The sequence below is a fragment of the Mesorhizobium sp. WSM4308 genome, from assembly GCF_002294905.1.
Classification (GTDB): domain Bacteria; phylum Pseudomonadota; class Alphaproteobacteria; order Rhizobiales; family Rhizobiaceae; genus Mesorhizobium.
Map to the genome: position 1 here is coordinate 35174 of NZ_NSFW01000017.1, position 14761 is coordinate 49934.

The 14761-nt window shown below is 65.4% G+C and carries 15 protein-coding genes and 1 pseudogene; 11 read left to right on the forward strand and 5 right to left on the reverse strand.

What is annotated here, in order from left to right:
* The first annotated feature begins 163 nt into the window (after positions 1-163).
* The 7 genes and pseudogenes from CK227_RS27345 to CK227_RS27375 all read left to right on the forward strand — a co-directional run bounded on the left by CK227_RS27345 (position 164) and on the right by CK227_RS27375 (position 7760).
* A complete protein-coding gene (locus tag CK227_RS27345) occupies positions 164-1072 on the forward strand; it encodes a Ku protein (protein WP_095775078.1) in 909 nt (302 codons plus the stop codon).
* Positions 1069-2193, forward strand: a complete 1125-nt coding sequence (locus CK227_RS27350) for a tetratricopeptide repeat protein (protein ID WP_095775079.1) — start codon at positions 1069-1071, stop codon at positions 2191-2193. The genes CK227_RS27345 and CK227_RS27350 overlap by 4 nt, the downstream gene beginning before the upstream one ends.
* Before the next feature lie 208 nt (positions 2194-2401).
* A complete protein-coding gene (locus tag CK227_RS27355) occupies positions 2402-3046 on the forward strand; it encodes an alpha/beta fold hydrolase (protein ID WP_095775080.1) in 645 nt (214 codons plus the stop codon).
* Positions 3047-3053: 7 nt separating this feature from the next.
* Complete coding sequence (locus tag CK227_RS27360; RefSeq protein ID WP_095775081.1) at positions 3054-3824, forward strand: exodeoxyribonuclease III; 771 nt, start codon at positions 3054-3056, stop codon at positions 3822-3824.
* Positions 3825-4015: 191 nt separating this feature from the next.
* Complete coding sequence (locus CK227_RS27365; protein ID WP_095775082.1) at positions 4016-5539, forward strand: WD40 repeat domain-containing protein; 1524 nt, start codon at positions 4016-4018, stop codon at positions 5537-5539.
* Between the two features lie 78 nt (positions 5540-5617).
* Positions 5618-6169 carry a cysteine hydrolase family protein gene (locus CK227_RS27370; protein ID WP_095775083.1) on the forward strand — a complete coding sequence of 184 codons (552 nt, stop codon included), beginning with the start codon at positions 5618-5620 and terminating at the stop codon, positions 6167-6169.
* Between the two features lie 344 nt (positions 6170-6513).
* A pseudogene (locus CK227_RS27375) lies at positions 6514-7760 on the forward strand (amidohydrolase family protein).
* 43 nt (positions 7761-7803) lie between these two features.
* Here the strand turns inward: CK227_RS27375 and CK227_RS27380 are convergent.
* The 3 genes from CK227_RS27380 to CK227_RS27390 all read right to left on the reverse strand — a co-directional run bounded on the left by CK227_RS27380 (position 7804) and on the right by CK227_RS27390 (position 9630).
* Positions 7804-7995 carry a hypothetical protein gene (locus tag CK227_RS27380; RefSeq protein ID WP_095775084.1) on the reverse strand — a complete coding sequence of 64 codons (192 nt, stop codon included), beginning with the start codon at positions 7993-7995 and terminating at the stop codon, positions 7804-7806.
* A gap of 495 nt (positions 7996-8490) precedes the next feature.
* The gene (locus CK227_RS27385) at positions 8491-8775 is read right to left on the reverse strand and encodes a hypothetical protein (RefSeq protein ID WP_095775085.1); all 285 of its coding nucleotides are present in this window, start codon (positions 8773-8775) and stop codon (positions 8491-8493) included.
* 114 nt (positions 8776-8889) lie between these two features.
* A complete protein-coding gene (locus CK227_RS27390; protein ID WP_095775086.1) occupies positions 8890-9630 on the reverse strand; it encodes a sulfotransferase family protein in 741 nt (246 codons plus the stop codon).
* A 243-nt stretch (positions 9631-9873) separates the two neighbouring features.
* Here CK227_RS27390 and CK227_RS27395 point away from each other — a divergent pair, with 243 nt between their 5' ends.
* Positions 9874-10089 (forward strand): exopolysaccharide production repressor protein, encoded by a 216-nt coding sequence (locus CK227_RS27395; protein WP_348628976.1) that lies wholly within the window; start codon positions 9874-9876, stop codon positions 10087-10089.
* 417 nt (positions 10090-10506) lie between these two features.
* On the forward strand, positions 10507-10806 hold the full coding sequence (locus CK227_RS27400; RefSeq protein ID WP_095775199.1) for a DUF1236 domain-containing protein: 300 nt from the start codon (positions 10507-10509) through the stop codon (positions 10804-10806).
* Positions 10807-10883: 77 nt separating this feature from the next.
* Here the strand turns inward: CK227_RS27400 and yghU are convergent, their stop codons facing one another.
* A complete protein-coding gene (yghU, locus tag CK227_RS27405) occupies positions 10884-11750 on the reverse strand; it encodes a glutathione-dependent disulfide-bond oxidoreductase (protein ID WP_095775088.1) in 867 nt (288 codons plus the stop codon).
* 307 nt (positions 11751-12057) lie between these two features.
* Between yghU and CK227_RS27410 the strand changes: the two genes are divergently transcribed.
* Together CK227_RS27410 and CK227_RS27415 are read left to right on the forward strand one after the other, a co-directional pair.
* Positions 12058-12963 (forward strand): S1C family serine protease, encoded by a 906-nt coding sequence (locus tag CK227_RS27410; RefSeq protein WP_095200613.1) that lies wholly within the window; start codon positions 12058-12060, stop codon positions 12961-12963.
* A gap of 19 nt (positions 12964-12982) precedes the next feature.
* Entirely contained in the window at positions 12983-13972 is a 990-nt protein-coding gene (locus tag CK227_RS27415; RefSeq protein WP_095775089.1) for a LysR family transcriptional regulator, read from the forward strand.
* Here CK227_RS27415 and CK227_RS27420 read toward each other — a convergent pair.
* Positions 13969-14697, reverse strand: a complete 729-nt coding sequence (locus tag CK227_RS27420; RefSeq protein WP_095775090.1) for an SDR family oxidoreductase — start codon at positions 14695-14697, stop codon at positions 13969-13971. The two genes, CK227_RS27415 and CK227_RS27420, sit on opposite strands and share 4 nt — an antisense overlap.
* Positions 14698-14761 lie beyond the last annotated feature (64 nt).

A 14761-nucleotide genomic window follows, 5' to 3' on the forward strand; every position in this document is an offset into this window, starting at 1 on the left:
TGAATTATTCTCTCCCCAACGACCTCAAGGACGCAGCGGAAGATTTCGTCAGGGATTTGCCGGTATTGTGCGGGGTCGGTGTAGGATTTGCGCAGCCTCGTTCGTCCTGCGGACGAAAAGCGCTGCACCAGTGTGACAGTGCATGGCCGCGTAGGAGTGTATCATGGCGCCCAGGGCAAGTTGGAAGGGTTATCTCAAGCTCAGCCTCGTCAGCTGTCCGGTCCGGCTCTATCCGGCGACGACGACCAGCGAGCGCATCTCGTTCAATCAACTGCACAAGAAGACCCATAACCGCATCAACATGAAGCCGGTCGATCCCGAACTCGGGCTCGTCGAGCGCTCGGACCTGGTCAAGGGCTACGAGTACGAGGACAAGCAGTACATCATCATCGATGAAGCCGACCTCGACGCGGTGCGCATCGAATCCAACCACACGATGAACATCGAGGCCTTCGTCGACGAGGGCGAGGTCGATGTCATCTATCAGGACGCGCCCTATTACCTGGCGCCGGACGGGGCAATGGCGGAGGAAACCTTCGCCGTGCTGCGCGAAGCCATGCGCAAATCCGGCAAGCTGGCGATCGCGCGGCTGGTGCTGTCCAGCCGCGAGCGGGTGGTGACGATCGGCGCGCGCGAGAACGGCATGTTCGTGTGCACGTTGAGGAACCCGAACGAAGTGCGTGGCACGGCTGAATATTTCGGCAACATCCCGGCAGGCAAACCCGACCCGGAAATGCTCCAGCTCGCCGAAGCGCTGATCAAGCAGAAGGAAACCACCTTCGATCCGAAGGATTACGAGGACCGCTACGAGATCGCGCTGATGGCGATGATCCGCGAGAAGCTCAAGGGTCACAAGCCGATCATCGCGGCCGCGCCCGAGCGCGGCAACGTCATCAACCTGATGGATGCGCTGAAGGCCAGCCTGTCGCAGTCGAAGCCGCCGGCCAAGTCGAAGAGCAAGGCCGATGAAGTGGCGGCCAAGCCCGCCGCCAAGAAGGCGGCAGCGGGCGGCGCGCCTGAAAATCCGCTGAAGGCCAGTCTGCTCAAGGCGGTCGGCAAGAGCAAGAAATGACGGCACCGGCCGTTTCGGTTCCGGGCGCCGTCTTCGGGACCATCGGCGCGCTGGCGGCGTTCCCCTTGCGTCTCGCCGCGCGTGAGATCGAGCGCCAGCACGGCCAGCTCAGGCGCGGCATCACCAGGCGCACGACGCATGTCGTGTTCGGCAGGACGGTGTTGGCCAAGGCCGGATTGACGAAAAGCGGTGATGCCGGGATCGAGCGCCGCGTCGCCGCCGAGCGCGCGGCCGGGCGCACGCTGATCAGCGAGAACGGCTTTTTGCGCCTGCTCGGCCTGATGAAGGCGCCGGAGGCGTCGTCATTGTCGCGGCAATCGTTGATCGAGCAATCCAGGCTGTCGGGCGCCGACCTCGACCTGCTCAGCCTGTTCGATGCCTTCGAGCATGACTGCGAACCCTATTCCTTCCGCGACCTGATCCTGGCGCGCAAATATGCCGGGCTGGTGGCCGGCGGCGCCACCTGGGGCGCGATCGCCCGCTCCGTGCACCGCTCCGGCCCGGTCGCCTCGCTCACCGCCAAATCGCTCAATGTCGGCTCGCAGCATGGCCGCCCCGACGCGATCTATCTCGAAGGCGGCCAGAGCGAACTCGACGGGCAATTGCTGTTCGACCTGGGCGCCGCGGCACAAGGCGACGACACGCTGGAAGACTTGTTCGCCGAGGCCGAAGCGGCCGAGGAGGGCGGCGACCATGATGGCGCCGCCGTGCTCTACCAGCGCTGCCTCGCCATCGACCCCAGCGACGCCATCGCCGCCTTCAACCGCGCCAACTGCCTGCGCGCCGGCGGCCACGCGGCGGATGCCGCGCATGATTATGCCAGGGCGATCAAGCTCGACCCGGCCTTCGTCGAAGCCTGGTTCAACCTCGCCGGGCTGATGAGCGAGCAGGGCCGCGACGCCTCCGCGCGGCGGCATTTGCACAAGGCGATCGCGCTCGACAGGAGCTATGCCGATCCGGTGTTCAACCTGGCCAGGCTGGAATTCGACGCCGGCAATCTGCCCGAGGCGCGGCGGCTCTGGGTGCGGTATCTGGAGCTTGATGCGGAGTCCGAATGGGCCGGGGTGGCCGCCAGGGGCGTGCAGTTCGTGGATATGCAGCTGGCACGGACGGCGGGGTGACCATGATTGGCGAAGGTCGCGATGACAGCAGATCTCCGGCAGGACAGAGGGGGGCGCTGTCCCGCCAACGGATCGGCTCATTTGAGACCGTCTTGCCCGGGAGAGATTTGACTGAAGGCCGGCATTCCTTGGCGCCCCCCTCTGCCCTGCCGGGCATCTCCCCCACGAGGGGGGAGATTGGCAACGTCACTGCGGCGCGAGACGCCCCATGACCAGCTTCCTCTTCGACGGCTTCGACACCGCACCCGTCACCATCCTGCTCGCGCATGGCGCCGGCGCGTCGATGGATTCGCCCTCGATGACCGCAACCGCCAAGGCTCTGGCTGCGGCCGGCTTCCAGGTTGCCCGCTTCGAATTCCACTACATGGCCGCCCGCCGCTACGGCCACCGCAAGCCGCCGCCGCGTGCCGAGACGGTCAACCCGGAATATATCAAGGCGATCGCTGATCTCAGGGCCAGGGGCGTGACCGGCAAGCTCGTCATAGGCGGCAAGTCGATGGGCGGGCGCGTCGCTTCGATGGTCGCGGACGAGATGTTCGCCAAGGGCGAAATTGCCGGGCTGGTCTGCCTCGGCTATCCCTTCCATCCGCCTGGAAAGCCCGACCAGTTGCGGACAAAGCATCTGACCGGGCTGAAGACGCCGACGCTGATTTTTCAGGGCACGCGCGACGAGTTCGGCACGCGCGACGAAGTGGCGGGTTATGGGCTGTCTGATGCGATCGAGGTGATCTGGCTGGAAGATGGCGACCATGATTTGAAGCCGCGCAAGAGTGTGTCGGGATTCTCGACGGCGGATCATCTGAAGACGCTGGCGGAGACGGTGAAGGGTTGGGCGGGGCGGTTCGCGTCCTGACCCGTCCATGAAACTCGCCACCTTCAACATCAACAACATCAACAGCCGGCTGGAAAACCTTCTGACCTGGCTGGCGGTTGCGAAACCCGATGTCGTCTGCCTGCAGGAACTCAAGGCGCGCGACATGCAGTTTCCGCGCACCGCGCTTGCCGATGCCGGCTATGGCGCGGTGTGGAAGGGCGAGCCGACCTGGAACGGCGTCGCCATACTGGCGCGTGGCGCGGAGCCGGTGCTGACCCGCGATGCCTTGCCCGGCGACGGTGCCGACCGCCAGAGCCGCTACATCGAGGCGGCGGTCGACGGCATCGTCATCGCTTGCCTCTATGCGCCGAATGGCAATCCGCAGCCGGGGCCGAAATTTCAGTACAAGCTGGCCTGGCACAGGCGGCTGGAGGCGCATGCGGCGCAGCTTCTCGACACCGGCCTGCCGGTCGTGCTGGCCGGCGACTACAACATCGTGCCCGAGCCGCGCGACATCTATGCCACGCGTTCCTATGACGACAACGCGCTGGTGCAGCCGGAAAGCCGCGCCGCATTCGCTGCCCTCATCGAGCAGGGCTGGCTTGACGCGCTGCGCAAGGTCTATCCGAAAGAGACGCTCTACACCTTCTGGGATTATCGCCGAAACCGCTGGCCGCGCGATGCGGGTCTGCGGCTCGACCACATCCTGCTGTCGAAGACGCTCGCTCGCCGGCTGAAGGGGGCGGGCATCGACCGCGACGTGCGCGGCGAGGACGGCGCCAGCGACCATGCGCCGGTCTGGGTGGAGTTGAAGTAGGTTGCGCCCAACGAAGCAAGGAATGTCCAGCCATTTCCGTGCGTTCGCGCCCACGCGGCATTCGCACCGGCGGCCACTCGACTCCGCCGCGGCCTTGCGTAAGATCGGTCGCGGCGAGGGAATTCGATGCGACCACAGCCTGCCAATATCGAGGCCGATGCCGTCATCGGCGGCATCATGAGCCTTGCGCCATGACCAGGGTTGCCGACAGGTTGATGGCGGTGCTGCTGATGGCGCTGGCCGCGGCTTGCCTTGTCCATCTCTATCTCTTGCCGGGCAGCAAGGATTTCGGCCTGACGGCCATGCATGAGCCTTGGGCGACGCAGATGGCGGTCTTCTCGCTGCTGGCACTCGCCTGCCTCGTCGGCGCGGTGCTGTTCTGGGCCGGGCTGTTGCCGGGGCGGCCGGCACGTCTAGCCGGGACACCGCTGTTCGGCCGCGCGGCCGACGTGCAGGAGACCGGCAGGCCCGGCCTGCGCGCGATCTTCTTCGCCTTGCCGTTGATCGTGCTGGCGGCACTGGCCATCCACCGGTTCGGCCCGTGGGGCGGCGGCGAGGTGACCGCCCAGCCGAATGAACCGAAGGTGGCCGAACCCAAACCCGCCGAGCCGAAGGACCAGGATGTCGCCAGCGCACCACCGGCACCTGAGCCGGGTCCTGCGCCGGCCCCGCAACCAGTTCCGCCACCGACAGCCGCCAACCCGCCGCCGGCACCCGCGCCGCAGGCGCCGGCCGCTCCGCCGGAGGTCGCGGTCATTCCACCGCCGACCGTGGCGCCGTTGCCGCCACCGCCACCGGCGGCGCCGACGCAGCCCGACGGCCATCGCGAGGCGGTCGTCTGGCTTGCGGTGGCGCCGGACGGCCGATCGATCATGAGCGCCAGCACCGATCGTGTGATCAAGCTGTGGGACATTGGCGGCAAGCACCTCATCCGCAACCTCGGCGTCCACAAGGACATGGCGCGCACCGCGCTCTATATGCCCGACGGCGTCAGCGCCCTGACGGGCGGCGACGATGGCGAGATCGTGCTGCGCAAACTTGCCGACGGCGCCGTGCTGCATGTCTTCCAGGCCGGCCAGAATGGCGGCGTCAACAAGCTGGCCATCAGCCCGGACGGCAGGCGCGCCGTCAGCGGGCATGACACCGGCAACGTCATCGTCTGGGACCTGGTCGACAATTCCGTGCTGCATGTGCTGAGCGGGCACGACTGGTCGATCAGCGCGGTCGCCGTCTCGCCCGACGGCAAGCAGGCGCTCAGCGGCAGCATCGACGGCACGCTGAAACTCTGGGACATCGAAAGCGGCAGGCAATTGCGCAGCTGGCACGGCCACGAGCAGGGCACATATGGCGCCGTCTTCACCGCCAACGGGCATCATCTGATCACCGGCAGCGGCGACCTGACGATCAAGGTCTGGGATCTCGACAGCGGCCGCGAGGTAAAGCGCTTCGAGGGCCATGAAGGCACGATCTATACACTGGCGCTGTCGGCCGACGGCAAGCGCTTGCTGTCGGGCTCGCTCGACGGCACGGCGCGGCTGTGGGACATGGAAACCGGCAACCAGATCGCCATGTTCGACAGCCAGACCGGCCCGATCTACGCCGTGGCTTTCGCTCCGGACGGCACAGTGTTGACCGGCGGCTACGACCGCACCATCAGGGACTGGCCGGCGGCTGGAGGGGATGGCGTGGTGCTGTTTGCCGGCGCGCCGGAGTGAGAGCCTGGTGAGGTTCCGTCTTCTTGTTAGGCACTCCGAAATTCTTGATCGCCTTCCCCGCCATGCTATGTAAAAATCATGCCAGCACCCAGTCTCATGGCCAACGCGCCGCTCATCGTCATCGACCTCCAGACCGGAATGTTCGACGGCCTGCACGAGCCGCCGATCCACGACGCGCCCGGCATTGCGGAGCGTGCCCGGGCGGTGATCGACTGGGCAAGACGGGATGGACGCAAGGTCGCTTTCGTCAGGCATGATGGACCCGAAGGCGATCCGCTGGCGCCGGGCGAGCCGGGTTGGCCGATATGGCCCGCCCTTGGTCAGGCGGAGGACGAGCCGACTTTCGCCAAGTCCGTGCGCGATGCTTTCAGCAATTCAGCCTTCGGCGACTGGGTGGTTGGGCAGGGGGCCGGCGGAATTGTGATCGTCGGTGCGCAGACTGATTTTTGTGTCGCGGCAACCGTCAGGGCCGCAATCGCCAGAGGGCTCGGCGTCACCGTGGTTTCCGACGCCCACAGCACGCTGGACAGCGCCAGCAAGAGCGCTGAGCAGATCATCGCCAGGCACAATGACGAATTCGCCGAGGCCGGCGTCAATCTGGTGACGACAAAGGCGCTGGTTGGCGGTTGAAGCGGCAACGACGATCATGACAGCCCGGCCGGCCGGACCGGATCACAACACCGGCTCCTGCCATGGTCGACGCGGACGGGGCGGCGCATTGTTGGGGATGGCTGGGCGCCCGCGTCAACCAGGGCGGCTCGTACCGCCGCGATAACACAATGGCACATTGCGGGGCCGCCGAAACTTCCGCGAAAGCGGAATAGGCAAGAGCCGCGGCGCGGATTCGCGCTCTGTCTCGCCGGCACCAGCGGCAATTGCGCGAAACAGTTTCCTTGGCTGCCGCATTGACCCACGGCAGGCGGGCGGCGAGGACTGGCGCTTCAGCAGCGATGGCGCCCATGAGCGAGCAGACGATGAGCGAACAGACGATTTTCCGCAACGCGAAACTGGCCGACGGGTCGCTGGCGGATTTCTTCGTCACCGGCGGCCGCTTCAGCGCCATCGTGCCGGCCGGCACGGCGCCGCCGGCTGATTTCGCCGCCGTCGCCCCCGCCATCGGCACCCCCGGCATCGTCGACCCCGCCATCATCGACCTTGATGGCCAGCTTGTCGTGCCGGCCTTCGTCGAGGGGCACATCCATCTCGACACCTCGTTCTATGGCGATGCCTGGCGCCCGCACATTCCCTGCACCAACGGGTTCGACGTGCGCGAGCGCGTCGCCTTCCAGGCGCGAAACCTTGCCGCCGCCGCGCCGATGGCGGAGCGCGCGAAGAACCAGCTCGAGCTCTGCGTCGGCAATGGCAGCCTAGCCATGCGCAGCCATGTCATGGTCGACGCATCGGTCGGGCTCAGCCATGTCGAGACCATCCTGGCCGTGCGCGAAGAATACCGCGACCTCATCGACATCCAGCTCGTCGCCTTCCCGCAAAGCGGCATCCTGTCCTCGCCCGGCACGGCGGAGATGCTCGACGAGGCGCTGAGGCTCGGCTGCGACCTTGTCGGCGGGCTCGACCCCGCCAGCTTCGACCGCGATGTGAAGGGCCATCTCGATGTGGTGTTCGCCCTGGCGCGGAAGCATGGCGCCGGCGTCGACATCCACCTGCATGACGGCGGCGCGCTCGGCCTATTCCAGGTCGAGGAGATCGCCGCGCGGACAAAGACGCTCGGCATGGCGGGCCATGTCGCCGTCAGCCATGCCTATGGCCTTGGCGACATCCCGCCCGACGCGCTGGCGAGGGCCGGCGCGATGCTGGCGGCCGCCGGCGTCGCGATCATGACCAACGCGCCCGGCAACCATGCCTTCCCGCCGGTGGCGGCCCTGCGGCAGGCCGGCGTCACCGTGTTCAGCGGTTCCGACAACATCCGGGATTCCTGGTGGCCCTATGGCGATGGCGACATGCTGAACCGGGCCAACATGATCGGCTACCGCTCCGGCTTCTACGAGGACCGCGAGCTCGCGGCGGCCTTCGATGTGGTGACCCATGCCGGCGCCAGGGCACTGGGGCTGGCGGACTATGGCATTGCCGTCGGCGCCAAGGCCGACTTCGTCGCCATCCGGCGCAGCACGTGCCCGAAGCGGTGGTGGCGGTGCCGAAGGACCGCACGGTCTATCGGCGGGGCAAGGCCGTCGCCAGAGATGGCAAGGTGCTGGCGCGCTGACACGCGCTGCCGGCAGAGGGCGGCGTCGCGGATTGCGCACACATCAATCGACCGCCTGGGCCGATCGGGCTGGCACGGAGGACAGCGCGCGTTGATCAGGCGGCTGCTGGCCGAAATAGAGCAAGCCGCCCAGGACAAGGAAAACGATCCCAACCGCCACAAGTCCGACCATCAACACGGCGACCGCCGTGCCCGGGCCGTGGCCTGTTCTGGTGATGATGGACCGATGGTGCATGGCTCTTCCTCCGAAATCCCGTCCGGTCAGCAGATCTTGCGGCAAACGACGGCGGAGGCGGGATGTTCCCGGTGACGGGCGACATCGGCCTTTTGCGTTTCCTTTTGGGACCAAGGTCTTAGGTGAGGTATGCAAAGGTCCGACGGGTCCTGTTCGGTTCCGGCAATGTCCATCGGATGTTCCGCTATTTTAGCCAACTCGGATATGAAGGCTTTGCCCTGTCGAGGGCCAATTCGGGCGTCGAGCAGAGCAGATATCGGCCGCCCGGCATCTGATAGCGGTGTGCCAACTTTCACATTCATTGGAGAAAATGCGCCCCAGAAGGCAGGTGAAGTGGAACTTGGTTCAGTCCGGATGTCGCGGCAAACAGGTCGTTGCCGAGAAGCGGAACCATTTGAGGAAGCTCACCGGCTCGCAGGCCAAGCGGGCCCGGGAACCCTGGATTGCCGCAATTGCGGGGAGGGAGCGCTTGCAGCTCTGAAAGGGCGTTGGCCCTCATGTCTCGTCGAACCGCCCCTCGCGTGTCGGGTGCCGCTTGATCGCGGCTTCTTCCTCGTCGTCGGGCAAGGCGTCGTCGCTGTGCTGGAGAGCGTTGTCATCGTCCTCCTCCGGCAGGTCGCCGTCCTTTTCGACGGCGTACCGCATGTCGCCGTTTTCCGACACGGTATCGGGCAGGATCTGGGCACCCTTGATCGCGTCCCAGTCCTGCTGCTCGATGGTCGGACCCTCGACCTCAGGGCTTTCGTCATCGCCGGTGCGTGGTTTGCTGCGCGGTGCCATGCTGGCCTCCAATCCTTGAAAAGACTGAAAGCGAAACTCGAGGTGCGGTGGTTGGTTCCCGGTCCCCGTGGCAAGGGGTTCGGATGCCCTTCGGACTTGAGCTTGCGGGTGCAACTACCACAGCCACCACCACAGCGCCGCAACCACCACCGCAACGGCGGCAAGCGCCAGACCCAGCATGATGTAGGAGCCCTTGATGATGTCGCGGATGATCTTCTTGATCGTCTCGCGGTCATTGAGGTTGGGGAAGGGTTCGTTGGGCAGCGCCACGCCAAGGAAATCGCAGAGCGGCGCCCAGCCTTCGGTCACCTTGTAGACCAGCAGTCTGTCCGGGGGCACGGCCGCCTTCACTTCCTCGACATAGGCGTTGTAGCGCGCCACCGCCTTGGCGCGGTCGTTCATCACGCCATCCAGCGTGCGGCCCCATATCAGCTTGCGCGACATGTCGCCGAATTTCCAGCCGAAGGGCGTCAGCCATTCCAGGATCCTGAACTGCCAGACATTCTCGGTGAAGTAGATCGTGTCGATCGTGCTTTCGTACCACGCCTCGGCGCCGCGCGGATGCAAGGTCAAAAGCACCTTGGCGTCGGGGAAGGCGGCCAGCAATTCCTTCCACACACAACAACCGGGATTGTCGACTGTCGCCGTATAGTTGGCGAAGACGCGGTTCCAGTCGTGCTGGCTGCCGGGTGGGCTGTTGGCCACCTTGCGCCAGAAATCGAGATGGCCCTTGTTGGCCTTGTTCATGATCACTTCCTGCATGTGATAGCAGGGCAGACCGAGCCTGTTCAGCGCGGCAAAAGTCGACCACGTGCCGGTGCGGCCGAAACCGGCTCCGATCAGTTTGAGCGTCATTTCCCCATCCCCCGGACTTATTTTCTGCGCCACCCGCAGTCCGTGAGCATCAAATTGCTCCCGACCAGGTCAACGCGCAACAAATTTCGAGGCTGGGCTAAGGTCGGACGATCACATAGTTGCGTAGTTGCTAAAATAATGAAACTTTATAGGCGGGCATTGGGAATTCGGGCAGGGAGTCGTGCGAAACCGGGTGGTTTCGGCGATGCGGGATCGATGTATTTTGGACAATTTCTCGTGGGGATGTCAGCCACGACCATCATCGTGGCGGTCTGGGCTTACATGGCCACCGGTTCTTTCTGGAAGGCGCTGGGCTGGACGATAGCCGTGCTGGTGGTCCTCCAAGTCGGCTATTTCGCGCTCGTCATGCGGCTGATCTACAGTCGCGCACGCAAGGCGGTGAGCGAGGGTGAGGTCGACGGTGTTCCGCCGCTGCATCGCGACGGTGTTTCGCTGTGAGGCCGATCACTTGTGAGGCCGGATACCGGGGATAGATCGCCAGTGGGACGACCGACTACCAGCCCCTGTTTCCGGCCGGCGAGCCTTTTAATGTCTTCCATGACGGCATGTGGAACGACAGCGTGCGCTCTACGTTAGCTGTCGCCAAGGCAATCGACAGTTCGCGTTCTATCTGGAAAGAGCACCTCGGATGCATCCTCCGAGTCAAGTGCATTCCGAGACATTCCTCAAATCCGGTAATTAATCGCGGATTGTCAAAAGCATAGATTGCGCGCTTTCGCTCGATTTCGAAAAAAATAGAAAATAGGCATTTGTTGGGCGTGTCGCATTTATTCCACAAATCGAAATGGAACCTCGTGACGGTGGCCGAGTTCTCCCACAGGGCCGGAAGCCCGGATAATGGATATGGAGGTTGTTATGAAACATTATCTTTCGAGTGCGGCAGCCGCGATCGTCCTGATGGGCGGCATCGGTGCGGCCCTGGCGGATACCATCGTCGTTCAGCCGGAGCAGGAAACTGTGGTTCGCGAATACGTCAAGAAGCAGCCGCTGGCGTCGGTCAATCTGCTGGGCCTTGAGCTCAAGCTCGGCTCGCCGGTGCCCGATAAGGTCGAACTGCGCGAAGTGCCCAACGTCAAGTATCGCGTCGCCGTGATCAACGACCAGACTGTCCTGGTCGACCCGGACACCCGTCAGATCGTAGAAGTGCTGCACTGACTGGTTCAGCATCAGGCATTTGAAAAAACCCGCTACCAATCTGGTGGCGGGTTTTTCTTGCCAGCTTTTGCCGCCGCCTATTCGGCGGCCAGCTTGTCCTGCGTCTTGGTGTCGAAGTCGCTGGCGTCGTGGCGCTCATGCAGTTGCAGGGCCGGCTCGCCGAAGGCGCGGTTGACCATGCGGCCGCGCTTGACCGCCGGCCGGGCGTCGATGGCCTTGGCCCAGCGCTGGACGTGCTTGTATTCCTGCACCGACAGGAACTCGCCGGAATCATTGTACATGCGTCCGAGCGCCAGCCCGCCATACCAGGGCCACACCGCCATGTCGGCGATCGTGTAATCCTCGCCGCCGAGATATTCCGTCTCCGCCAGCCGGCGGTCGAGCACATCGAGCTGCCGCTTGGTTTCCATGGCGAAACGGTCGATGGCATATTCGAATTTCTGCGGCGCGTAGGCATAGAAATGGCCGAAGCCGCCGCCCAGATACGGTGCCGAACCCATCTGCCAGAACAGCCAGGACAGGACTTCCGCGCGCGCCGGCTGCTCGGTGGGCAGGAATTCGCCGAACTTTTCGGCGAGATAGACCAGGATCGAGCCGGATTCGAAGATGCGCACCGGCGGGGCGCCGCTGCGATCCATCAGGGCCGGGATCTTGGAGTTGGGGTTGACCTCGACGAAGCCGCTGCCGAACTGGTCGCCATCGTTGATCCGGATGAGCCAGGCATCGTATTCGGCGCCCTTGTGGCCGCGCGCCAGAAGCTCCTCCAGCATGACGGTGACCTTGACGCCATTCGGCGTCGCCAGCGAATAGAGCTGCAGCGGATGCTTGCCGACGGGCAATTCCTTGTCATGCGTCGGCCCGGCGATCGGCCGGTTGATGCTGGCAAAGGCGCCGCCATTTGCCTTGTTCCAGGTCCATACTTTCGGCGGGGTGTAGTCTGTCATGTCGGGCCTCGGGTGGGGATGGGAAGGATGTGATTGAGCGGATGCATCTACAGCTAGGGCCGCGGAGGCGAAAGTTCAACTTGCGTTGAACTATTGTTTATGCGGGCGCCGCGCCCCAGCCCTTCAAAACGCCCACTGGAACTTTTGATCTGCCTGAAGGCGGACCGGGCCTTCACCGTTCGAAACTCGAAAGCCAAGCAATTGGCTTTTCGTGGCCTGCGGCCACCGCTTCTCACCCCTTGCAGCATCCCCTCCGAGCCATACCTATAGGAGAAGCCGCCAAGCATTTGCATCGCAGGACAAAATCATGGCCATCAATCCCAATCCGCGCTCCGTCGTTGCCGTGCGCGCCACTGTTCCCGAGGATGCCTTCACAGCCGGCGCGCTGGGCACGCTCAGGGAAGGCAGCGGCGTCGTCATCCGCAATGACGGGCTGGTGCTGACCATCGGCTATCTCATCACCGAGGCCGAAGAGGTCTGGCTGACCGCGCATGACGGCCGTGTCATCCCGGCGCACGCGCTGGCCTATGATCAGGAATCGGGTTTCGGCCTTGTCCAGGCGCTGGCGCCGACCGGCCTGCCGGCCGTGGCGCTGGGCGATGCCGGCAAGGCCAGGATCGGCGACGCGGTGGTGCTTGCCGACGGCGTCGGCCGGGCGGTCGAGGCCAAGATCGTCACCAAGCAGGAATTCGCCGGCTATTGGGAGTATCTGCTCGACGAGGCGATCTTCATCGCGCCAGCGCATCCGTCCTGGGGCGGGGCGCCGCTGTTCAGCGCCGACGGGGCGCTGCTCGGCATCGGTTCGCTGCGCCTGCAGATGAGCCGCGCCGGCGAGGTCGCCGATATCAACATGGTGGTGCCGATCGACCTGTTGCCGCCGATCCTCGACGATCTGCTGACGCGCGGCCAGGTGGCCAAGCCGCCGCGCCCGTGGCTCGGCGCCCTGTCGGCCGAAAGCGACGGCAAGGTGGTGGTGATGAGCGTGACCGAGGGCGGCCCGGCGGCAAAAGCCGGCCTGCGCCAGGGTGACGTCATCTCAGAGGTGCGCGACGGCGCCGTCGACGGGCTCGCGGATTTCTATCGCAAGCTGTGGGACAGCGGCTCGGCCGGCGCCGAGATCCCGATGCGGGTGGTGCGCGACGGCCGCGAGACCTGGCTGCGCGTCAAATCCGCAGACCGCGGCAGTTTCTTGAAGAAGCCGCAACTGCAATAGGCCTGGTGTCGGCCCGGCAATGCACCCCAGACTGCTCAAGACCTTCCTCGCGGTGGCGCGCAGCCGCAACATCACGCGTGCCGCCGAGGCGGTTCACCTCGCGCAATCGAGCGTCAGCGACCAGATCCAGTCTCTCGAGGCCGAACTGGGTGCTGCCCTGTTCACGCGTTCGAAGTCCGGCCTTGATCTGACGCCGGCCGGGCTGGCGCTGAAGCCGATCGCCGAAGAGCTGCTGCGGCTCGACGGCGAGGCGCGCGCCGCGGTGCTGGCGGCTGCCGGGCGCAGCAGCGGGGCACTGACCATCGGCGCGCTGGAAACGATCGCCTCGGCCCGGCTGGCGCCCTGGCTTCCGGGGTTCCAGGCTGGCCATCCCGACATCACCGTGCGGATGAAGGTGGCCGACAGCGGCACGCTGCGGCGCCTGCTGGAGGACGGCGACATCGACGTCGCCTTCTGCTTCGAGCGTCAGGACGGTGCGAAGCGCGCCGCCGACGGACGCCTGGCCAGGCGCACGATAGGGGCCGAACCGCTGGTGCTGGTCGCGGCTCCCGGGCAAGCCGCCGCGCCGCGCGACCTGGCAGACCTGGCCGCTCTGCGCTTCGTGGCGACGGAGCCCGGATGCGTCTACCGGCACATGTTCGACACCGCTTTTGCCGAGGCGGATATGGTTCCGCCCCAACCCGCGGCCGAAGTCGGCAGCATCGGCGCCATTGCCCGGCTGGTGGCGACGGGTGCCGGGCTCGGCCTCCTTCCCCGTCTCGCCGTCAGCGATGCGCTGGCGCGTGGCGAGCTCAGGGAATTGCCATGGCCCGGCCGAATGCGGACGGCACCACTGACGATGATCTGGCGACGCCGGCGCATCCAGCCGCCGGCGCTCAGGCAATTGCTCGCCGCCGCGCGCGACGCGCTGGTGCCGGAACGTCTTGAGACGGGCTCAGGACTTGAATCGGCAGATGGCTCCAAAGCATTGTTTCCAAACAACTCCCTGGCGAAGACCGCCACCGGCTAAACCAGCCGGTGCCCGCCTTCGACATGCAGCGTCGTGCCGGTGGCAAATCCGTTGCCGATGAGGAAGAAAATGGCGTCGGCGATGTCTTCGGGCTGGCCGACCCTGCCGACCGGCAGCCGCTCGGCCATCGCCGCCAGCATCTCGGCCTTGCGGTCGCCGGCGACCTGAGCCCAGATCGTGGTGTCGACCCAGCCGGGCGAAACGGCGTTGACGCGGGTCGGCGCAAGTTCGACGGCCAGCGCCCGCACCAGCCCTTCGAGCGCGGCGTTGACGGCGGCGACGACCGAGCCGCGCGCGGCCGGCCGGTAGGCGGCGATGCCGGAGATGAAGGTCATCGAGCCGCCCGCGGCAAGCCGTGGCGCGCCGTGCTTGGCAAGCAGCAGCGGGCCGAACAGCTTGCTGTCGACCATGCGTTGCGCCGCCTTCAGGTCAAGCTCCGGCAGCAGCCTGTAGGCGCCGTCGATGTCGGCCGCCGTGCTGACAATGTGGTCGAGCCCACCGATCTCGGCGAACAGCGCCGCAACCTGGCCTTCCCGGGCGATGTCTACGACGGCAACGTCGAGGCCGGCGGGATTGCCAAGCGCCTCGCGCGCCTCTTGCAGCCTGTCTTCGCTGCGCCCGGCGATGATGACCGTGGCGCCGGCCTCGACGCAGCGCCTGGCCAGCGCCAGGCCCATGCCGGAGCCGCCGCCGACGATCAGGATCTTCTGGTTCGAAAGGTTCATTTCGCTCTGCCTTTGCTTTGATGGGACAAGGACAGGGGATTGGCAGGTCGGTGTGCCGAGAAGG